This is a genomic window from Rheinheimera pacifica, from assembly GCF_900108485.1.
In the GTDB taxonomy this organism is placed as follows: Bacteria; Pseudomonadota; Gammaproteobacteria; order Enterobacterales; family Alteromonadaceae; genus Alishewanella; species Alishewanella pacifica.
Genome location: NZ_FNXF01000015.1, coordinates 82,814 through 102,990, shown reverse-complemented (window position 1 = coordinate 102,990; position 20,177 = coordinate 82,814). Strand labels below are relative to the sequence as shown.

The window sequence follows — 20,177 nt, the reverse complement described above, 5'->3', positions numbered from 1 at the left end:
TAAGGATCTGACATGCGTGATGTAATACTGAGCAAACCCGCGGTAGAGCTGTATAAAATACTCAAATTTGAGGGCCTGCTTAGCAGTGGCGGCGAAGCAAAAGCAGCCATAGACAGCGGTTTGGTAAAAGTGAATGGCGAAGTAGAAACCCGCAAACGCCGGCAAATTAACGCCGGCGATATTATTGAAATTGGCGGCGATAAGCTGCAAATGCGCCTGGGTTAACATCAGGGTTAAACCAAGTGATTGGGGTGAATGGGAATTGCCATTGAAGTACTGAAGCTGGCGAACGATAATAGCGCTGCCACAGCATTGCAACACTACTTTGATACCTTTCGCTGTGCGTATATTGCCGGTAAACCTCATCTGAGTTTTGCCTTGTAACACAGCAGAGACAACAGCAGGAATATTATGATCCAGGCAGTTATTTTTGATATGGACGGCGTACTGATTGATTCAGAGCCTATGTGGCATCAGGCTGAGCTTGAGGTATTTGGCAGCCTTGGCGTAACGATTTGCCCGCAGCGCCAGCAGCAAACTGTCGGCATGACCACCAAAGCCGTTACTGCGCACTGGTATCAGCAGTCGCCATGGTCGTCTATGTCACTGGATGAAGCCGAGCAAGCTGTATTGCAACATGTTGCCACGCAGATAAAGCTGCGCGGCGTAGCGAAAAAAGGCTTGCTGCCGTTACTAAACCGGCTAAAGCAAGCGGCAATACCTACTGGCCTTGCAACTAACTCACCCGGTTTTTTAATGGACACCACCTTAGAAAAACTGCAGATCCGCCATTACTTTAATACCCACTGCTCGGTAGAGATGGTACAGCAAGGCAAACCGGCGCCGGATATTTATTTGCTGGCAGCAGAAAACCTTGGCGTAGCGCCACAGCATTGCCTGGTATTTGAAGACTCTTACACCGGGCTAAGTGCAGCCAAGGCGGCCGGGATGCAAGTAATAGCCTTACCTGCTGTGCACGACTGGCACCTGGAAAAGTTTGACCTGGCCGAGCTGAAACTACGCTGCCTCAGTGAATTTGACTTAAATCAGCTTAACAGCAACCCCTTTACTGTAGCCCAGTTTAGCGCCCAGCCTGCCTGATAGCGGCAAGCTGCTGCTGGTATTGCGCTACCAGCCACGGTGCGTCATCCAGCGCTAAATCGTGCCCGGCCCAGGGGTGCTGAATATGCGCTACCTGCCAGTAACGGGCTAAATCAAGCGAGCACTGCGGGCTCACCAGCGTATCGCCGAGGCTGCTAAATAACAAAGTGGGACACTGCGGCGACGGCGTTACCACAAAGCGGCTGGCCGCCCATAACTGGCGCAGTGCATTGCTTTTACTTACCGGCCTTTGCTGCTGCCACAATTGCCAACTGGCAACGATGTCGGTATGTTCTGTGGGCCTGGCGCTGGTTAATTGCAAAATAGCCTGTTCGCGCTGCGCGGCCCCCGCGATGATACTGCGCAAAATAGCCGGGTAATTACGCCAGCACAAACGGCGGTAAAACGGCGACAACGGCTTGGCACTGCTGTTAATCAGCGTGACCGAGGCCACTTCATGCGGATACTGCGCCGCCCAGTCGGCCGCCAGCATTCCGCCCAGTGAAATAGCCAGCAAATGCACCCTGCCGTTATACTGTGGCGCCTGCTGCCATTGCTGGCGCACCGACTGGCGCAAACCACTTATGCTGCCAGGCGAGCGCTGCTGATACAGCTGGCCGGTACCGGCAAAGTCAAAGCTCAGCACCGGGTTTGGCAAAGCAGCACTCAGCAGGGTTTTAAATTCGCCCCAGTGCCGCTGCTCGCGGGTAAGGCCACGGATCAGCAGTACTGGTGTGGCATCATCGGCTAATACCATATGGCTCTGGCCTGTGCCTGTAACTGCGGGCGGTTAACCTGCGGCAACCAGTTTTGATATGACATGGTGCTGTTAATAAGAAAATTAATCAGAATAAGGTGGCTGCGCAGCACCCGCCTTACCCGGTGCGGCTTTACCGGATGAAACATGCCCAGGCTGGATAACAGCTGAAACGGGTTTTTCCGCACCCAGTTCCACGAGCCCATTTCCAGTGTTAACGGCAACATAGTGGTGTTGTGCGTCAGTGATAAATCGTACAGGTAGTCCCATAAATCACCATGGCACAAATAGTGCTGCGATTGCGGCTCAAAAATATAATTTTGGTGCGGGTAGGTTTGAAACAGCAATTCGCGCAGCCGGTACATTTCAGCCAGATGCGCTATAGGCTCACGGCGGCTTTTCGCATAAGGAAACCATAAGCGGTCAGTAGTGCCGAAGCCGGAATGACAATCCAGTACCAGTGAAAACGGCCGGTTAAACAGCTCGTGCTGAATAAAATCGGTTACCGCCTGACTTTCTGCTTCCATTTTATCGCTACGGCCACGATGCCAGGGAATGGTGCGGCTGATACGCTGACCACCAACCAGCCAGGCCGCCCCTTCGGTACATTCCACCGGGGCATTACGCATTAAATCAACGCTATTGCCATTAGCCCGCCAGCCATTGGCCATGCCGGCCGGGTTAACCAGTGGGATAAAATAAATACAGCAATGCGCCAGCGTATGTTGCAGGCAAAGATCCCAGGGTAAGCGGTTAAGTAAGGTTTGCAAATAAGCCAGCACCACCTGGGTACCGATACGCTCCAGGCCATGAATGCCCCCTACCAGCACGACTGCCGGAACAGATGCACTGCGGTTGCCAAGTGCCAGGCCATATAACGGCAAACGCTCTGCCATATGCGGTATGCTGGCGAGCAATTCAACCTGTAATTCTGGCGGGGCTGTGTCAATTAACTGTTGCAGCTGAGCCAGCTCGGGCAGCATGGTATCAGTATCAACCAACAGCTCACTCCGTTAGTGAAAGTTATATGACAGCATACCTGAAGGCCGCCAGACAAAAATGGCAGTTTTATGAAGATTTCAGCCAGCTTTACCCCGGATTTTCATCCGGTTATCCTGCGCTGTCGGCAAAAGCTGCCGTGTCATTTATACTCAGGGCAGTTCAACCGGTGGGGCCGGATATGCCGTTTTTCAGTCTGGGGAAATTACTACGCTTTAATCTTTACTACTGGTCAGCCATTTTAATACTGGGCTTGCTCAGCTCCTTGCATGCAGCGGTCTTATACAACAAGCCGTTTGACTGGCGCCATCTGCCGATGATGCTGGCCGGCGACCTGGTTGCAATGCTATTAACAGCGGCGTTGGTAGTTTGGACCTATCGGCGTTTGGTGCAGCAGGCGTTCAGTAACTGGCAATTACTGTCCGGCGTGGCGGTGGTTGCCGCGCTGTATATTCCGGCAGAAAATGCGCTATGGATGCTGCTATGGGACGGAGAGATTGCCGATATCCGCAAGCTTGTTGGTAATTTGGATACCTCTGTGCTGGCATTTTTTGTCTGGACGGCCTGTTACCTTACCGTACTTCTGTACCAACAGCAGTTACAGCGGCTGGCGCAAACCAGCGCATTAAGCCAAAAAATTCAGCAACTGGAACTGCAGGCGCTAAGCCATCAGCTCAACCCGCATTTTACCTTTAATGCCCTTAATTCCGTTTGTGCCCTGCTGGAAGCCCAGCGCTATGACGACGCAGAAACCATGTCTGAGCAGTTGGCGACCTTTTTACGTTATTCGCTGAGTAAATCGCCCGACAGCCTGGTGCAACTGGCCGATGAGCTGGCGGCGATTAATGCTTATCTGCAACTGCAAAAAACGCGCTTTGGCGACAAACTAAAGGTTAACTGGCAGATTGACGACTCACTTAAACAGCAGCGTATTCCGCCACTATTACTGCAACCTCTGGTAGAAAATGCTATTAAGTACGCCGTTGCTACCCGTAAACAAGGCGCAACCATTACCATAGGCGGCGCGCGTGAGCATAACAACTTACATTTGACTATCAGCGATGACGGCCCAGGATCACAGCTGGCGGCCCACAACAGTGGCGCCGGAGTGGGCCTGAATAATATCCGCAACCGCTTGCTGCAACACTTTGGCGACAGCGCCAGGTTAGATATAGGCGCCAGCCCACAAGGCTTTAAAGTGAATATCAGCTTACCATGGCAAACAGCATGATCTTGGCCGGTGTGCAGCATCGGCTGGCTAATTTTTGGTACTGGCACCTGCTGTACTGGTTAAGTTATCTGTTGGTGAAATATACCCACCTGGTGGTGCTGGTGCCGCTGCAAAACGAAGCTACCTGGCCGTATTTAGCGATCTACAGCCTGGTGACATTAATCAATATTCTGTGCACCGGCGCACTGGGCCAACACGAGTTACTACAGCAGCGGCCGTTATTGCAGCAGCTCAAACGTCTGCTATTGGTGTTGTTGCCGTTGTGGTTGTTACTGGTAATACTGCGACAGTATCTGGTAATGCACTACGCTAGCGACATGATGTACAACGTCAGCTCAGTGCTGAAATATTTTTCAGCCTTCTCACTGGTACTACTGCCGCTGGCCGGCTGGCTGGCAGTTTTTATGCTGATTAAAACCAATCAGCTGCATTATGCTGGCGTGCTGCAACAACAACAGCTGGCAAAGCAAGCGCGGCAGGCCAGATTAAAAGTACTGCGTTATCAGCTTAATCCGCACTTTATGTTTAATACACTCAATGCGCTAAACGCACTAATAGTGCAGCGCAGCGGCACGGCTGCTGAACAGCTGATCCAGCATCTATCTACTTATTTGCGCCATTCACTGAAAAACCAGCAGGATGAGTTTATCCCGCTGCAGCAAGAGCTGGATGCGCTGTCCGCTTATATGGCGATACAACAGGTACGTTTTGGTGCGCGGTTGCAACTGTGCTGGCAACTGCCACAACAGCTGCCGGCTTTACGTTTCCCGCCATTGTTGCTGCAGCCGCTGGCCGAAAATGCCATTCAATACAGCGTAGCGGAGGTGGCAGGTAACATCTGCCTGCAGATCAGCCTGCAACTGCAGGATGACTATTTAAACATTACCCTGGCACAGCAAGGGGCTGATGCCGCTGCCGGCTGGCCCGGTGCACAACAACCCCTAAACTTAATTAATCTTGCTGAGCGGCTACAGTTGTTGTTTGGTAGTGCCGCCGCTTTAACCCTAAGCCACAGCGCCAGCGGCTTTTACAGCCAGCTGCGCATAGCAACGGAGGCGCTGAATGACAGCCGCACTTAAAGTCATTATTGCCGATGACGAACCCCTGGCGATCAGTAATTTAAAAGCCAAACTGGCGTTATATTCTAATCTTGAAATTATCGACTGCTTTGATAACGGCGATGACACCTTACAATTTTTGCAGACCGCGCCGGATATCGACCTGGTATTTCTTGATATTCAGATGCCGGGCATTAAAGGTATCGACATTTTGCAACAGCTTGCTAAAGGCTCTGCCATGACCAGACCGTTGTTTATTCTCGTTACAGCCTATGAGCAATTTGCCTTTTCGGCATTTGAGCACTTTGCCTTTGATTACCTGCTAAAACCGGTATCGCGCCAGCGCCTGGCGCAATCGCTGCTGGATGCCCGTACGGCACTGGACAAACTGACACTGCACACAGCACCGGCACAGGTTAATAAGCTGACGTTTAAAACCGGCGCCTCCACCCTGTTGCTGGACGATATTGACATCATGCTGATTGAAGCCGCCGGCAACTATTTATGTATCCATACCTTAAACGACATCCTGGTCATACGGGAAACCATGAAAGAGTTACTGCAACGTTTGCCAAAACAGTTTGTCCAGGTACATCGCTCAACTTTGCTTAATCTGCATCATGTCCACAAGCTGCAACCGCATAATAATGATTACGAATTTCTGCTTAGCAACGGTAAAAAGGTGAATGCTTCGCGCCGCTACAAACTGAACTGGGCCGGCCAACTCAGCGCTCTGCCACAGCATTAACCTTTCCGCTTGTCCCTGCCGGGCGCCGGCTTATCACTTGATAACAACGGCGCCACCTCTTACCCCAATACTGCGGCAACCCGGTGCAATATTGCCACAATAGGCCTATGGCAAACGCCATATGTTCAACAACTGAGGATAGCACCATGAAAACAGCACTTTTATTCGCAATATCGTTGGCAGGTGCCGGTGTCGCAATGCCGGCAAGCGCCGACAACTATGTCAAAGGCAGCTATTTACATAACGCTTTAGTACAAGTGTGCAGTGAAACTGCAGCTGACGATCGCTTAGGTTTACATAGCACGCTAAAAGCTTATCGCATCAGTAAACAGGCGGCGGTAGAAAAAGTGGTATGTAACGGTCAGCGGCTAATGGACTTTGCCCGTGCTAACCAGGCAGTTAAAGTCACCGCTATGTTGCAGCGATATGAAGACCGCATTAAAGGCCGCGTAACTATTCAGGACGTTGCTGCGTCAGCTGCTAACTAACCTGGCAAACGGGACAGCAGCCCAATCGCTGTCCCGCCCTTTTGTTTAATTTGCTGCGGTATCCAGCGGCGCAAAGCTTTTGACTAAATCATCTACCGCTTTCATTTGCAATAAATAATCTTCCAGCTTGGCTAATGGCAAGGCACAGGGGCCATCACATTTAGCCTGATTTGGATCCGGGTGCGCCTCGATAAACAAACCAGCCAGCCCCAATGCCATACCGGAGCGTGCCAGCTGTGCAGCCTGAGCACGGCGGCCATCGGCCGAGCTTTCGCGGCCACCGGGTTTTTGTAAGGCATGGGTGGCATCAAAAATCACCGGGCCGTAGTTTTTCATTTCGTCCATACCCAGCATATCAACTACCAGGTTGTTGTAACCAAAGCAGCTGCCGCGCTCACACAAGATCACCTGCTCATTACCGGCTTCTTTAAACTTGGTAATAATATGGCGCATTTCATGCGGGGCTAAAAACTGCGGTTTTTTTACATTAATTACCGCGCCGGTTTTTGCCATTGCTACCACTAAATCGGTTTGCCGCGCTAAAAAGGCCGGTAATTGGATCACATCTACCACTTCTGCTACCGGTGCGGCCTGGTGTGGCTCATGTACATCGGTAATTAATGGCACATTAAAAGTACGCTTAATTTCTTCAAATATTCTTAAGCCCTCTTCCATGCCCGGGCCCCGGTAAGAATGCACCGAAGAGCGGTTAGCCTTGTCAAACGAGGCTTTAAATACGTAAGGAATACCCAGCTTAGTGGTGACTTCCACATAGTGCTCGGCAATACGCATGGCTAAATCACGTGATTCGAGCACATTCATGCCGCCAAACAACACGAAAGGTAAATGGTTAGCCACTTGCGTGCTGCCAACCTGAATAATTTGCGCAGTCATAGTTTTTCCGTAGTAAGTTACCAACCGCAAGGCTGGCTGTAATCAAATCAGAATGCAGTTAAGAACACCGGCTGTTTAGTCATGGCTACCCGCAGTACCAGGCCCAGCCAACCCAGCGCGCCTAAAAAACAAATCCAGCGGATAGCCGCTGTGCGGCCTTTAAATGCCATTACGCCCAAGGCAATATAGGCCAGCACCGCCAGTAATTTCTCTGTCAGCCAGGCATGCACAAAAGGATACTGCTGCAGTGTCATCATCAGCAGCACGGCGCTTACCAGTAACAGCGTATCAATAACGTGTGGCGCTATTTTAAAAAATTTTGTTTGTAACATTGCTGCTGGCTTTAGGCTCATGGCATAACGCACTAACAGAAAACTGACACTGAGCACCACCATTAACAGGTGAAAATGCTTATAAGCCATATACATAACGCTTGTCCTTTCTTTATTAATAAAACAGCCAGCGTAAGCTGGCTGCAGTTACTCGTTGCTGTCCGGGTATTTTTGCAGTATTGCTTCCAATTTGTCGACCCGGCTTTTAAATATTTCTACCAGCTTGGGGTCAAATTGCTTACCGGCTTCAGCTTCAATTGTTGCCATTACCTGATCCAGCGGCCAGGCTGACTTATAACAGCGTCGGTGACGCAATGCATCATAAACATCAGCCAATGCGGCAATACGGCCGTAAATATGAATATCTTCGCCTTTTTTACCCGCCGGGTAACCTGTACCGTCCCATTTTTCATGGTGATCCTGCGCGATAACTGCACCGGCCTGAATAATGCTGCGTTTGGAATTTTTTAATATCTCATAGCCAATACTGGTATGGGTTTTCATTACTTCCCATTCCTGCCCCTGCAGTTTAGCGGGCTTATTTAAAATACCATCCGGAATACCCACTTTGCCAACGTCATGCAACGGCGCCGCAAACATCAGCCGCTCGGCTTCTTCTTCCGGTAAACCATAGGCTTTGGCCAGATCATAACAAATAAAGGCTACCCGTTTAACATGGTTACCAGTTTCTATCGACCGGTGCTCTACCGCTTCACTTAAGCGGTAAACAATTTCGCGCTGGGTGTCTTCTATTTCATGCTGCAGTTGCACATTTTCATAGGCTATTTGTACGTTTTGCGAGAACAGCTCAATCAGCTTCTTTTGATTCTCAGTAATAATGCCCGGCAAGCCAGAGATATACAGCAAAGAGCCATGGGTAAATTTACTGGTGCAATAAGCCACCAGATAGTTGTCACGGTACACTATGCCGCGTGATTTCAGCGCGGTATCAAAGGCTTCCATCAACTCTGGTGCCAGTACTTCCTGCACCGGTTTACCTTCTTTGCTTTCAAACTCGCCCTGGCCGGCAAACACCACCAGATTGTGCGGATCGGTTATTTCACCGGCAACATTGCCGGCTACCAAAGATGAGCTAACCAGCAGCGCGTCTTCATTACAGCCCAGAATAGAGGTGAGTTGCTGTAATACACCATCGATAAACTGCTCCATCGAATGCGATGAAAATAAGTCGGCCGAGGCATTAATAATTTTTTCCAAGCCCTGGCGGCTTTGCTCCAGTGACATAATATCGCGGTAGGAACGCAGGCTGGACATAATAACGGTAAACAGTTTTTGTGCGGTAAGTTCGGTTTTAGATTTATAGTCGTTAATATCGTAGTTAATAATAACCTGGCGCTCTGGCGCCTGCCCCGGCTGGCCGGTACGTAAAATAATGCGCACATGTTCGTTGTGCAGCTCTTCACGGATATAGCGCGCCACCAGCAAGCCGGCATCGTCGGTTTCCATGACTACGTCCAGCAAAATAATAGCGGTGTCGGGGTGTTGTTTAATCAGCGCTTTAGCTTCACTGCCGGAATAAGCACTGAGGAAGCTCAGGTTTTTACTTTGAAAGGTAAAATCACTCAGCGCCAGCTTGGTAACGGCATGCACTTCAGGTTCATCGTCAACAATCAGTACTTTCCAGCTGCCGTTAAGCACTGCGATTATTGGCTCTGGTTCTTCGGCAAATAAAAAATCATCGCTCATCCGCTTTTCCTTTAGCTTGCATTTAGTCTGAGTCATTGCTGAATTAGTTATATGCTGTATCCAGAGCAGGGTCAAAGGAAATGGATAAAAACAATCTCTTAGTCGTCTGGTAAGCAACCGCCACTGATACGCCAGTTATTACCATAATCTCGCTTTGATTCAACCTGAGTAAAACCGGCTTGTTTTAGCAATAATCGCACTGCATCAGCCTGATTATAGCCATGTTCCAGATAAAGCCAGCCATTGGCATTCAGGTGCTGTGGCGCCTGACGTATTATCTGGCTAATGTCAGCCAGCCCCTGTTGCTCAGCAGTCAGGGCAGTTACCGGTTCATATTTAAGGCTGGCTAAATGCGGGTCCTGCGGGTCGATGTACGGCGGGTTGCTGACAATCAGATCAAACTTTGCGCTGCCCAGTGCGCTAAACCAGTTACTTTGCACCACGGTGCAATTTTTTATCTGCAGTTTTTCCCGGTTCCGTTCGGCCAGGGCTGCCGCTTCGGCAATGTAGTCTACCGCAGTTAGCTGCCACTGCGGTTTATTGTGCGCCAGCGCCAGTGCAATAGCACCGGTGCCGGTGCCTAAATCCAACACTGTTGCCTGTGCGGGCAGTGGCAGCGCTAAGGCTTGCTCTACCAGCAGTTCGGTGTCTGGCCGCGGGATTAACGTGCTGGGGGCGACTTCAAGCTGTAAGTCAAAAAAGTGCCAGTAACCAAACAAATAAGCCAATGGCTGACCCAGCAGGCGCGCGCCTAGCAGCTCAGTTAGCCGGGCGTGCTCTGCACTATTAAGTTCGCGCTCGGGGTAGCTATATAAATAGCTATTGCTAACATTAAGCACATGACACAGGCATAACCGGGCTTCAATATCAGCCGTTGGGCTAATTGCTGCCAGTTGCTGCTGCGCCTGTTTTTGCCACTGAGCCAGAGTTTGCTGCGCTGTTAGGTGCTGCACTGTTTGTTGCTGCACTGTTTGTTGCTGCACTTTTTGTTGCACTTAGCGGTTCTCGTCGGCCAGCGCGGCTAACAAGTCGGCCTGATGCTCGTGTTTCAGCGGCTCTAATACCTGATCTAAATCACCTTCCATTACCTCGTTTAAGCGGTAAATAGTAAGGTTGATACGGTGATCGGTTAAACGGCCCTGCGGGAAGTTATAGGTGCGGATGCGCTCAGAACGATCGCCACTGCCCACTAACGAGCGGCGGGTAGATTCTTCCACTAAACGGCGTTTCTCATCTTCTGCTGCCTGAATCCGTGATTGCAGCACGCTCATGGCACGGGCACGATTTTTATGCTGCGAGCGTTCGTCCTGGCACTCCACCACTATGCCGGTAGGTAAGTGGGTAATACGAATGGCCGAATCAGTACGGTTAACATGCTGACCACCGGCACCCGAGGCGCGGTAAGTATCCACTTTTAAATCTGCCGGGTTAATTTCTATCGCTTCATTTTCCGGCACTTCCGGCATAATAGCCACGGTACAGGCCGAGGTATGCACCCGGCCCTGTGATTCAGTGGCCGGAACCCGCTGCACGCGGTGGCCGCCTGATTCAAACTTCAGCGTACCGTAAGCGCCCTCGCCCTGCACACTGGCGATAATTTCTTTGTAGCCGCCATGCTCGCCGTCACTGGCGCTGACAACTTCAAGCTTCCAGCGGCGTTTTTCGGCAAAACGACTGTACATACGAAAGACATCGCCGGCAAAGATAGCCGCTTCATCACCACCGGCGCCGGCACGAATTTCTAAAAAGCAGCTGTTGTTGTCGTTCGGATCTTTGGGCAGCAACAAAATTTGCAGGTGCTGATCCAGTTGTTCAATCCGCTCTTTGGCTGCTTTATATTCTTCCTGCGCCATTTCACGCATATCCGGATCGCTGTCTTTTTGCATGTCTTCAGCCGAGGCTAAATCCTGCTGCGCCTGCTGATAGTCGGCAAAAGCTTTGCTGATATCTTCCAGTTGGCTGTATTCTTTTGACAGCTCGCGGAATTTGCTTTGATCGCTTATTACGCCAGCATCACTTAACAATGCCTGCACTTCTTCGTAGCGCTCAGCCAGGCCTTCCAGCTTGCGGTATACCGATTCTTTCATGGTGTTTTATTTGCCTGATTACAGATCTAACAAAGTGTTGATCAATGTTTGTTTGTTCGGTTCATCATCCTGCACTAACTGGCGGATGGCTTTGGTTGGGCTGTGCATCAGCCGGTTACTCAGTTTAGTTGACAGCTCAGCCAGCACTTTTTCAGCATCTTGCCCGGCGGCCAGCTGGTTTGCAGCTTTGGCCAGTAATTCTGTACGCACCTGCTCGCAGCGCTGGCGGTAGTCACGCACCCAGTCGACACTACCCTGCAGCGTTAACCACTGGGCAAACTCTGCTGCGCCAACCGCTATCATCTGTTTTGCCTGCTCGGCGGCCTGCAGGCGGTTATTCAGGTTTTGCGCCACTATCGACTGTAAATCATCTACTGTATACAGGTAAGCATCCTCCAGCTCTGCCACTTGCTGCTCAATATCGCGCGGCACGGCTAAATCAACCAGAAACATCGGCTTGTGCTTTCGCTGCTTTAGCGCTTGCTCTACCATGCCTTTACCAACAATAGGTAAAGTGCTGGCGGTAGAGCTGATGACAATATCTGCATCAGCCAGAGTTGACGGCACCTGCGCCAGCGTAATGGCAGAGGCACTGAATTGCTCGGCCAGATGCACAGCGCGCTCATAAGTGCGGTTAGCTACCGTTAGCTGTCCGGCGCCCTGCTCTTGCAAGTGCTTGGCTACCAATTCAATGGTTTCACCGGCGCCAATCAGCAACACCCGTACTTTGGCCAGGTTACCGAAAATTTGCTTGGCCAGGCTTACCGCCGCAAAAGCGACAGATACTGCATTGGCACCAATATCCGTCTCGGTGCGCACCTGTTTGGCAACCGCGAAGGTTTTTTGAAATAAACGTTCAAACTGCGGATTTACGGTACCCGCACTGCGGGCCTGATTATAAGCCTGTTTTACCTGGCCGAGAATTTGCGGCTCGCCCAGCACCAATGAATCCAGGCCGGAGGCCACTTGCATCAGATGCTCGGCGGCGGCATTGTCCTGATGTAAATACAAATGCGGTTGCAATTCACTGCCATCAATCGCATGAAATTGTGCCAGCCAGGCAATTACCTGTTCCGCTTGGGTGGCAGTACCGTTAAAATACAGCTCGGTGCGGTTACAGGTAGATAAAATCACCGCATCGGAAATACTGGTTAAGGTAGTCAGTTCGCGCAAGGCTTCAGGCAACTGCTCAGGCGCAAAAGCAACTTGCTCGCGCAGGGCAACCGGTGCCGTTTTATGATTAATGCCGAGTGCGAAAATGGCTGTCACCTGTATCATCAGAATTGTCAGGGGGCGAATTGTACAAAAAGCCCCAACTTAATAAAAGCGAAGAAAGCTCAGTGAAGGACTTTAGTGTGGTGCATCCGTTTATTCGTCCGTTATTTATCAGTATTGTTATTTTATTGCTAAGTGCTTGTACTGTATTTCAGCGCCCGGCGCCGGCTGAAACGCCGCTGAGTACTAATGAGCGCGAACAACACATACTGGCTATGCAGCAATTTTCATTGCAGGCCAGTGTCGGTATTAAAACGCCGGAGGAGTCACTTAGCGGTAATTTACGCTGGCAACAGGAGGATGGCGTCACTTATGACGCCCGTTTAAGTAATTTTCTTGGTATCAGCCTGTTTGAGCTGAGCGAAACTGAACAAGGCAGCGCTATTACTATTAAAGGTGAAACCTACCGCGCTGTAGATACCAGTACCTTATTGCTGCAACTATCAGGCTGGTCAATGCCGCTACATGATATGCCGCTGTGGCTACGGGGCTTACCCGGCAGTAAAGGCCGCGACATAATGCGCGACGAATTTGGCCGGGTGACAGCGTTTAATTTAACTGACAGCACCGGTATTGTCTGGCAGCTGCAGTATCAGGGCTTTTTCCCCGACAGTCTGGCGCTGCCCAGACGCATGCTGCTGCAAAGCAGCGACAGCCAAATTAAAATTGTTATCCGGAGCTGGCAATGAAGCACCTTACCCTGCCAGCAGTGGCGAAGCTGAATTTATTTTTACATATTACCGACCGCCGGCCTGATGGCTACCATAACCTGCAAACCTTGTTTCAATTGCTGGATGTGGGCGATGAACTGACATTTACGCTGCGCCAGGACGATGAAATCCGGCTTGATTGCAATAACAGCGAGCTGATCAACGAGCAAAACCTGGTACTGCGTGCTGCCCGCCTGCTGCAGCAATACAGCAACTGCACACAAGGTTGTGATATTTATCTGGATAAACGCCTGCCAATGGGTGGCGGTTTAGGCGGTGGCTCATCTGATGCCGCCACTACCTTGCTGGGGTTAAATAAATTATGGCAACTTAATTTAACCACCGATACGCTGGCCGGACTGGGGCTAAAACTGGGTGCCGATGTACCCTTGTTTGTCCGCGGTTACACTGCTTTTGCTGAAGGCGTAGGGGAAAAATTACAGCCGCTGCCCATGGCTGAAAAAGTTTACCTGGTGGTTACACCAGATTGTCATATCAGCACAGCAGAAATTTTCCAACACCCTGATTTAACTCGCAATACACCCATCATAAGCGTTGATCAGGTGTTAACAGCCCCCTGGCGCAATGACTGCCAGCCATTGGTAGAACAGCTCTACCCTATTGTTGCAATAACCTTACAGTGGTTGGTAGAATACGCGCCGTGTCAAATGACGGGTACTGGCGCCAGTGTGTTCGCCGCATTCCCGGACCAGACCAGTGCTCAGCATGCTCTTGCGCAATTACCGCCGTCCTGGCGTGGTTTTATTGCTAAAGGGGTCAACCAGTCGCCTGTGTGGGCTGCGTTGGCAGATACCGAATAAGTAACCGCAGCGGTGCTTTTGCCGCTGTTAATTGATAAACCGGACTCACCACCGCCCTGAGGATCCTACCGTGCCTGACATGAAGGTTTTCGCTGGTAACGCCATACCAGAACTCGCAAGTAAAATCGCCAGCCGTCTGTATATTAAACTTGGAGATGCCGAAGTCGGCCGTTTCAGTGATGGGGAAGTTAGTGTCCAGATCAATGAAAATGTGCGTGGTTCTGATGTGTTTATCATCCAATCTACCTGCGCCCCAACCAACGATAACCTGATGGAACTGATTGTCATGGTCGACGCCCTGCGTCGTGCCTCAGCCGGCCGTATTACCGCAGTAATGCCGTACTTCGGTTATGCGCGGCAAGACCGCCGGGTACGTTCAGCCCGGGTACCTATTACTGCCAAAGTAGTAGCCGACTTCTTATCCAGCGTAGGCGTAGACCGCGTATTAACGGTAGATTTGCACGCCGAGCAAATTCAGGGTTTCTTCGATGTACCGGTAGATAACGTATTCGCCAGCCCGGTGCTGCTGGATGATATGCGTAAAAAAGGCTTTACCTCGCCGGTCGTGGTGTCACCGGATATCGGTGGTGTGGTGCGGGCCCGCGCTATTGCCAAACTGCTGAACGACGCCGATTTAGCCATTATCGATAAACGCCGGCCAAAAGCTAACGTAGCCCAGGTAATGCATATTATCGGTGATGTAAAAGATCGCGACTGTATTATTGTTGATGACATGATCGACACCGGCGGTACTTTATGTAAAGCCGCTGAAGCCTTAAAAGAGCAAGGCGCCAAGCGCGTATTTGCTTATGCTACCCACCCGGTATTTTCCGGTGGCGCGGCAGAAAATATCGCCAATTCTGTCATCGATGAGCTGATTATCACTGACACTATTCCGCTAAGTGCCGAAATGAAAGCGGTGTCTAAAGTACGCCAACTGACGTTGAGCGAAATGTTGGCCGAGTGTATCCGCCGTATCAGCAATGAAGAATCTATCTCGTCGATGTTCGACTAAATTTTCCAGCTAAAAAACAGCGCTCCGAGAGCGCTGTTTTTTTATCTGCCGAAGATAAAAGCCCGATGCAATCAGGGCATGACTTTAATAAAACGCCGGAATTGGACGCGGGCTTTGATTAGCCAACCGGGTGTCCCTGCACCACTGCCCGCAAGCTGCAATTGGGGATGGCGGCGCACGGTACGGTTCAGGATAGCTTCGTCTTGTGAATCAATATCAACAAATAACACATGTTTACCTTGTTTAAGAATGTCCTTAAACTGCTTAAAGTGAGTATTGGGCTCCTGAATGCCAATAAATCCACCTTCCCAGGTGCAAAACCCAAGCACCACAATAGCCAGAAAGATAAACGGGATCCAGCCAGCTGCCGTGTCAGTCCAACCGAATGCATATGCGATAAGCAATACCAGTGCGGCGCCTATGACCCCAATTATTGCGCCCCGTTCTGTAGCGTGAACCACATCGCTTTTTAATACCGGCGAAACCTCTGGTAACTGATGCAGCTCGATATTGGCATCCTGTTCACTTAATACATGTATTTGTTCAGTATTAATGCCCTGCTGTTCCAATTCATGTTCTACTGTTTTGAGCTCGGTCAGATCTTCACTGACAAAATACCGTCTTAACATAACATCCTCCGCAAAACCCTGGTGAATACGCCACTTCCTGATTACATGCCAGCTATTAGCTAAAATGACAGTATTGCAACCATACCACTGCGCAGCTGATTATTTTTTAAACAACGCATCAAGTATAGCTGCTGTCAGGCATTAGGGTAAATTTGCCATCACTTTACAATTGCAGCCGTCAGGGTCCGGTGGTAATATGTCGCGCCCCTGAAAAGGGCATCCAGCCTGAGACTGGTCGCGAGTCTTGGGAAACCTTAATTTTTGGAGTACACCATGTCTGATGCAATTTTTACATTAAATGCAGAAGTCCGTACTGACGCGGGGAAAGGTGCGAGCCGCCGCCTGCGTCACGAAGACAAAGTACCAGCTATCATTTACGGTGGTAGCAAAGCCCCGGTTTCTATCACTTTAGAGCATTCTAAACTGTTAAAAGCACAAAGCTTTGAAGCGTTTTACTCTCACATCCTGACTATCAAAGTTGGCAAAGAAGACGTAAAAGCTATCGTTAAAGCCATGCAACGTCACCCGTTCAAGCCAAAAATCATGCACGTTGACTTCCAACGCGTTGAAGCTGGCCATGAGCTGCACACTGTTGTTCCTGTTCACTTCGTTAATGAAGAAGCAGCAGTTAAAAAAGGCGGTGTTGTAGTTCACGCTGCGAACGAAATCGAAATCTCTTGTTTGCCAAAAGACTTACCAGAGTTTATCGAAGTTGACATGAGCAACGTTGAAGTAGGCGCGCACTTACACTTATCTGATCTGAAAGCACCTAAAGGTGTTACTTTTGTTCAGTTAGCGAAAGGTCACGACCTGGCTGTTGTATCTGTGAACAAACCAGCTGGTAAAGCTGCTGACGAAGATACTGCCGCAGAGTAATGTCTGGCAGCGTTCAGTCAACAGTTCAGTTGATTGTGGGCCTGGGTAATCCGGGCCCGGAATACAGCCAGACACGGCACAACGCCGGTGTCTGGTTTGTTCAGCAGCTGGCCCACGCCTTTAATACCAGCTTAAAGAACGAGCCGAAGTTTTTCGGTTATACCGGCAAGTTTGTCTGCGCCGGGCAAGAGTTCAAGTTACTTATTCCCTCGACTTATATGAATTTAAGCGGTAAAGCCGTGCTGGCTATGGCACAGTTTTACAAGCTGACACCTGAACAAATTTTGGTAGCGCATGATGAAATGGCGCTGGAACCGGGTGTGGCAAAATTTAAACTCGGTGGTGGCCATGCCGGCCACAATGGCCTGCGTGATATTATGGCCCGCCTTGGCAATAACCCGAATTTTTACCGGCTACGGCTTGGCATTGGCCACCCGGGGCATAAAGATCAGGTAACCGGCTATGTATTGGGCAAGGCCCCGGCCAGTGAACAAAATCTGATCGAACAATCTATTGATGAGGCAACACGTTGCTTTGATATTCTGGCCCGCGATGGTCTGGTTAAAGCACAAAACCGCCTACACAGTTTTAAAGCCGGCTAAAGCAGCAGGCACAGCAATTTCCAGCACGTAAAGGATACTAATTATGGGTTTCAAATGTGGCATCGTCGGCTTACCTAACGTAGGCAAATCCACCCTGTTTAATGCGTTAACCAAGGCAGGCATTGAAGCGGCTAACTTTCCGTTCTGTACTATTGAACCGAATACCGGCGTAGTACCGGTACCGGATTTACGTCTGGATAAGCTGGCGCAAATTGTTAACCCACAGCGTGTATTACCTACCACCATGGAATTTGTTGATATCGCCGGCTTAGTAAAAGGCGCGTCCAAAGGTGAAGGCCTGGGCAATAAATTTCTGGCGAATATCCGCGAAACCGATGCTATTGGCCACGTAGTGCGCTGCTTTGACGACGACAATATTATTCACGTAGCGGGCAAAATTGACCCGGCAGATGATATCGATACCATTAATATGGAACTGGTACTGTCAGATATGGACAGCGCCGAGCGTGCTATTTTCCGTGTTAGCAAAAAAGCTAAAGGTGGCGATAAAGACGCCAAAGCCGAAATGGCAGTGCTGGAAAAAGTAAAACTGCATTTAGAGCAAGGCCATACCCTGCGTCAGTTGCCGCTTGATAAAGAAGAAAAGGCTTTAATTGCCTATATGAACTTCTTAACCATTAAGCCAACGATGTATATTGCCAACGTAATGGACGACGGCTTTGAAAATAACCCTTACTTAGACATAGTACAGGCCATTGCAGACAAAGAAGGTGCCATAGTGGTACCGGTATGCGCCGCTATTGAGTCAGAAATTGCCGAGCTGGACGAAGACGAGAAAGCCGAGTTTATGGCCGATATGGGCTTAGAAGAACCCGGCTTAAACCGGGTTATTCGTGGCGGTTATTCGCTGCTGAACCTGCACACCTATTTTACTGCCGGCGTTAAAGAAGTTCGTGCCTGGACCGTTGCCGTGGGTGCAACTGCCCCACAAGCAGCCGGCGTTATTCACACCGACTTTGAAAAAGGTTTTATCCGCGCTGAAGTAATAGCCTATAACGACTTTGTGCAGTTTAACGGTGAAGCTGGTGCCAAAGAAGCTGGTAAATGGCGCTTAGAAGGTAAAGAGTACATCGTAAAAGACGGCGACGTAATGCATTTCCGTTTTAACGTTTAAGCACGTTTTAACACAAAAAAAGCCGTTGTTTGCCGACAACGGCTTTTTTATTGCCTGTGGAGCCGACATAGCGGCAACGCCCGAATTATTTCGCCAGCCTGTTGGCAAATTGTGAAACTGCAGCCACGACTTTCTGAGCTGCTTCCTGAATCTCATCTATAGTCACTCGGGCTTGGGTAACTAAACCGTTAACATCTTTTGCCTGTTGCTGCCCGCTTTCTATAATGCTGACCGCACCGTCAGAAAGCTGCTGATTACGGCTAACTACCTCCACAATTTCAACCGTCGCCGCACTGGTTCGGGACGCCAGTTGTCGTACTTCATCCGCCACCACAGCAAAGCCACGGCCCTGTTCACCGGCACGGGCGGCTTCTATTGCCGCATTTAACGCCAGTAAATTGGTTTGATCCGCTATACTGCTGATACTTTGAATAATAGAGCCAATAAGCTGCGACTGTTTAGCAAGGTCATTAATATTCTCCACTGCCTTTGTCATCTGCTGCTCAAGCTGCCCCATTACTGCGGCCATATCATTCATAACCTGTATACCGCTCTTTGCACTATGATCAGTAGCTTGTGACGTTTCATACGCCACCTGAGCCGCAGTTGACACTTCCATCTCTTGCTTTACCTGCTCGGTAATCACAGTGGCAAACTTAACCACCTTGTAGTATTTGCCTGTAGCATCATCAATCGGGTTGTATGATGCCTCCAGCCAAATCTCACGGCCTGCACGATCAACCCTTTTAAAGCGTTCGGCAATAAATTGTCCTTTAGCTAATTTTTGCCAAAACAGTTCATACTCCCGGCTATTTGCAATCTCTGGCGGACAAAACATCCGGTGATGCTTACCTTTGATCTCTTCCAGCCGGTATCCGGTAGCGCCCAGAAACAAGTCATTGGCATCTAATATATGACCTGACAGGTCAAACTCAATCACAGCTGTAGATCGTTGCATAGCTTTAACCAGGCTTTCATATTGCTGTGAGGTTTCAATCGTTCTGGTCAGGTTGGAGGCATATACCTCGAACCGCTCCAGATCGTCCTGCCGGTTCTTAATTGGACAAAGCGCCATTCTGATCCAAAGGGCCTGCCCCTGCCGGTTAATAATTTGCCAGGCTCCGCTCCAGAAATTGCCAGAACCCAAGGCTTTTTGCATCTTATTAAAATGCTCTGTACTGCGTAACTCAGCCGGCACCAGCTCTTTAATATTGCGGCTAAGTACATCAGTCTCATTCATCTGGGTTTCTTTGACAAAGTTATCATTTACCTTTTGAATGCTGCCAGTAGCATCAAGTTTCAAATGCATCATGTGTTTGCGGACACTGGCATTAGCCTGTCTCAGCATATTAACTTCTTCTTTTAAACGTTCATTTTCTTCCTGCAGCGCTTTTTTACCGAAACGGCCAAACATGACAACCTCCTGAAAAATTAGCGGTCAAAACTTATCAAAGTTAGCTTACCCAGCTTAAATACTCGAATTAAAACGTAAATATTTAGTTAAATGGCTGCCTTATTCAACTGCTGGTCTTACTTTTCTGAAAAAACGCGCCATACAGGGTTTAATGTTGCTAAATGGCTGTGTTTTGTTTGAAACTACAGCAGCATGGGCAAAAAAACAGCAAACAAACGCTAGTTAACCGCAAGCAGAGAAAAAACGGTTGACGCTATAGGGGCAGTTCTGGATAATACGCGCCACTTGCTTAGGTCAA

23 protein-coding genes are annotated in these 20,177 nt (G+C 49.7%); 13 read left to right on the top strand and 10 right to left on the bottom strand.

Features of this window, described 5'->3' with window-relative positions; genetic code table 11:
• Positions 1-12 precede the first annotated feature (12 nt).
• The 3 genes from BLW68_RS16620 to hxpB are packed head-to-tail and all read left to right on the top strand — an operon-like array spanning position 13 to position 1,101.
• Entirely contained in the window at positions 13-225 is a 213-nt protein-coding gene (locus BLW68_RS16620; RefSeq protein ID WP_068229434.1) for an RNA-binding S4 domain-containing protein, read from the top strand.
• A 30-nt stretch (positions 226-255) separates the two neighbouring features.
• Entirely contained in the window at positions 256-384 is a 129-nt protein-coding gene (locus tag BLW68_RS21600) for a hypothetical protein (protein ID WP_281246204.1), read from the top strand.
• 27 nt (positions 385-411) lie between these two features.
• Positions 412-1,101, top strand: coding sequence for a hexitol phosphatase HxpB (gene hxpB, locus BLW68_RS16615; protein ID WP_092795735.1), 690 nt, complete (start codon positions 412-414; stop codon positions 1,099-1,101).
• Here the strand turns inward: hxpB and BLW68_RS16610 are convergent.
• Entirely contained in the window at positions 1,082-1,858 is a 777-nt protein-coding gene (locus BLW68_RS16610; protein WP_092795733.1) for an alpha/beta fold hydrolase, read from the bottom strand. The two genes, hxpB and BLW68_RS16610, sit on opposite strands and share 20 nt — an antisense overlap.
• Positions 1,849-2,859, bottom strand: a complete 1,011-nt coding sequence (locus BLW68_RS16605; protein ID WP_245728379.1) for a M14 family zinc carboxypeptidase — start codon at positions 2,857-2,859, stop codon at positions 1,849-1,851. The genes BLW68_RS16610 and BLW68_RS16605 overlap by 10 nt, the downstream gene beginning before the upstream one ends.
• Before the next feature lie 26 nt (positions 2,860-2,885).
• Here BLW68_RS16605 and BLW68_RS16600 point away from each other — a divergent pair, with 26 nt between their 5' ends.
• The 4 genes from BLW68_RS16600 to BLW68_RS16585 all read left to right on the top strand — a co-directional run bounded on the left by BLW68_RS16600 (position 2,886) and on the right by BLW68_RS16585 (position 6,382).
• Complete coding sequence (locus BLW68_RS16600; RefSeq protein ID WP_245728378.1) at positions 2,886-4,088, top strand: sensor histidine kinase; 1,203 nt, start codon at positions 2,886-2,888, stop codon at positions 4,086-4,088.
• Positions 4,085-5,167 (top strand): sensor histidine kinase, encoded by a 1,083-nt coding sequence (locus BLW68_RS16595; RefSeq protein WP_092795805.1) that lies wholly within the window; start codon positions 4,085-4,087, stop codon positions 5,165-5,167. The genes BLW68_RS16600 and BLW68_RS16595 overlap by 4 nt, the downstream gene beginning before the upstream one ends.
• Complete coding sequence (locus BLW68_RS16590; RefSeq protein ID WP_092795731.1) at positions 5,151-5,894, top strand: LytR/AlgR family response regulator transcription factor; 744 nt, start codon at positions 5,151-5,153, stop codon at positions 5,892-5,894. Before BLW68_RS16595 ends, BLW68_RS16590 begins: the two co-directional genes overlap by 17 nt.
• 146 nt (positions 5,895-6,040) lie before the next feature.
• Positions 6,041-6,382 (top strand): DUF3718 domain-containing protein, encoded by a 342-nt coding sequence (locus BLW68_RS16585; protein WP_092795729.1) that lies wholly within the window; start codon positions 6,041-6,043, stop codon positions 6,380-6,382.
• Positions 6,383-6,427: 45 nt separating this feature from the next.
• On the opposite strand, the gene kdsA is transcribed toward BLW68_RS16585, so the two are convergent.
• The 6 genes from kdsA to hemA form a co-directional block, all read right to left on the bottom strand.
• Positions 6,428-7,276: a 3-deoxy-8-phosphooctulonate synthase gene (gene kdsA / locus BLW68_RS16580; RefSeq protein WP_092795727.1), complete on the bottom strand. Its 849-nt coding sequence runs from the start codon at positions 7,274-7,276 to the stop codon at positions 6,428-6,430.
• Positions 7,277-7,323: 47 nt separating this feature from the next.
• Positions 7,324-7,704, bottom strand: coding sequence for a SirB2 family protein (locus BLW68_RS16575; RefSeq protein ID WP_092795725.1), 381 nt, complete (start codon positions 7,702-7,704; stop codon positions 7,324-7,326).
• 51 nt (positions 7,705-7,755) lie between these two features.
• Positions 7,756-9,315 (bottom strand): response regulator, encoded by a 1,560-nt coding sequence (locus tag BLW68_RS16570; protein ID WP_092795723.1) that lies wholly within the window; start codon positions 9,313-9,315, stop codon positions 7,756-7,758.
• A gap of 98 nt (positions 9,316-9,413) precedes the next feature.
• Positions 9,414-10,310 carry a peptide chain release factor N(5)-glutamine methyltransferase gene (prmC, locus tag BLW68_RS16565; protein WP_245728377.1) on the bottom strand — a complete coding sequence of 299 codons (897 nt, stop codon included), beginning with the start codon at positions 10,308-10,310 and terminating at the stop codon, positions 9,414-9,416.
• Positions 10,311-11,402 (bottom strand): peptide chain release factor 1, encoded by a 1,092-nt coding sequence (gene prfA / locus BLW68_RS16560; RefSeq protein WP_092795721.1) that lies wholly within the window; start codon positions 11,400-11,402, stop codon positions 10,311-10,313.
• A gap of 18 nt (positions 11,403-11,420) precedes the next feature.
• The gene (gene hemA, locus BLW68_RS16555; RefSeq protein ID WP_092795719.1) at positions 11,421-12,680 is read right to left on the bottom strand and encodes a glutamyl-tRNA reductase; all 1,260 of its coding nucleotides are present in this window, start codon (positions 12,678-12,680) and stop codon (positions 11,421-11,423) included.
• Between the two features lie 20 nt (positions 12,681-12,700).
• Between hemA and lolB the strand changes: the two genes are divergently transcribed.
• The 3 genes from lolB to BLW68_RS16540 all read left to right on the top strand — a co-directional run bounded on the left by lolB (position 12,701) and on the right by BLW68_RS16540 (position 15,223).
• Entirely contained in the window at positions 12,701-13,366 is a 666-nt protein-coding gene (lolB, locus tag BLW68_RS16550; protein ID WP_245728376.1) for a lipoprotein insertase outer membrane protein LolB, read from the top strand.
• Positions 13,363-14,208, top strand: coding sequence for a 4-(cytidine 5'-diphospho)-2-C-methyl-D-erythritol kinase (gene ispE / locus BLW68_RS16545; protein ID WP_092795717.1), 846 nt, complete (start codon positions 13,363-13,365; stop codon positions 14,206-14,208). Before lolB ends, ispE begins: the two co-directional genes overlap by 4 nt.
• Positions 14,209-14,287: 79 nt before the next feature.
• On the top strand, positions 14,288-15,223 hold the full coding sequence (locus BLW68_RS16540; RefSeq protein ID WP_245728381.1) for a ribose-phosphate pyrophosphokinase: 936 nt from the start codon (positions 14,288-14,290) through the stop codon (positions 15,221-15,223).
• Positions 15,224-15,294: 71 nt separating this feature from the next.
• Here the strand turns inward: BLW68_RS16540 and BLW68_RS16535 are convergent, their stop codons facing one another.
• Entirely contained in the window at positions 15,295-15,852 is a 558-nt protein-coding gene (locus tag BLW68_RS16535) for an NAD/FAD-utilizing enzyme (RefSeq protein ID WP_092795713.1), read from the bottom strand.
• Between the two features lie 273 nt (positions 15,853-16,125).
• On the opposite strand from BLW68_RS16535, the gene BLW68_RS16530 reads away from it, so the two are divergent.
• From BLW68_RS16530 to ychF, 3 genes are read left to right on the top strand one after another with little or no spacing between them, the layout of a single operon-like run.
• Positions 16,126-16,728, top strand: coding sequence for a 50S ribosomal protein L25/general stress protein Ctc (locus BLW68_RS16530; RefSeq protein ID WP_092795710.1), 603 nt, complete (start codon positions 16,126-16,128; stop codon positions 16,726-16,728).
• Positions 16,728-17,330 carry an aminoacyl-tRNA hydrolase gene (pth, locus tag BLW68_RS16525; RefSeq protein WP_092795708.1) on the top strand — a complete coding sequence of 201 codons (603 nt, stop codon included), beginning with the start codon at positions 16,728-16,730 and terminating at the stop codon, positions 17,328-17,330. The genes BLW68_RS16530 and pth overlap by 1 nt, the downstream gene beginning before the upstream one ends.
• A 43-nt stretch (positions 17,331-17,373) precedes the next feature.
• Positions 17,374-18,465 (top strand): redox-regulated ATPase YchF, encoded by a 1,092-nt coding sequence (gene ychF / locus BLW68_RS16520; RefSeq protein ID WP_092795706.1) that lies wholly within the window; start codon positions 17,374-17,376, stop codon positions 18,463-18,465.
• A gap of 85 nt (positions 18,466-18,550) precedes the next feature.
• Here the strand turns inward: ychF and BLW68_RS21595 are convergent, their stop codons facing one another.
• Positions 18,551-19,879 (bottom strand): methyl-accepting chemotaxis protein, encoded by a 1,329-nt coding sequence (locus BLW68_RS21595; RefSeq protein ID WP_092795703.1) that lies wholly within the window; start codon positions 19,877-19,879, stop codon positions 18,551-18,553.
• Positions 19,880-20,177: the final 298 nt, after the last annotated feature.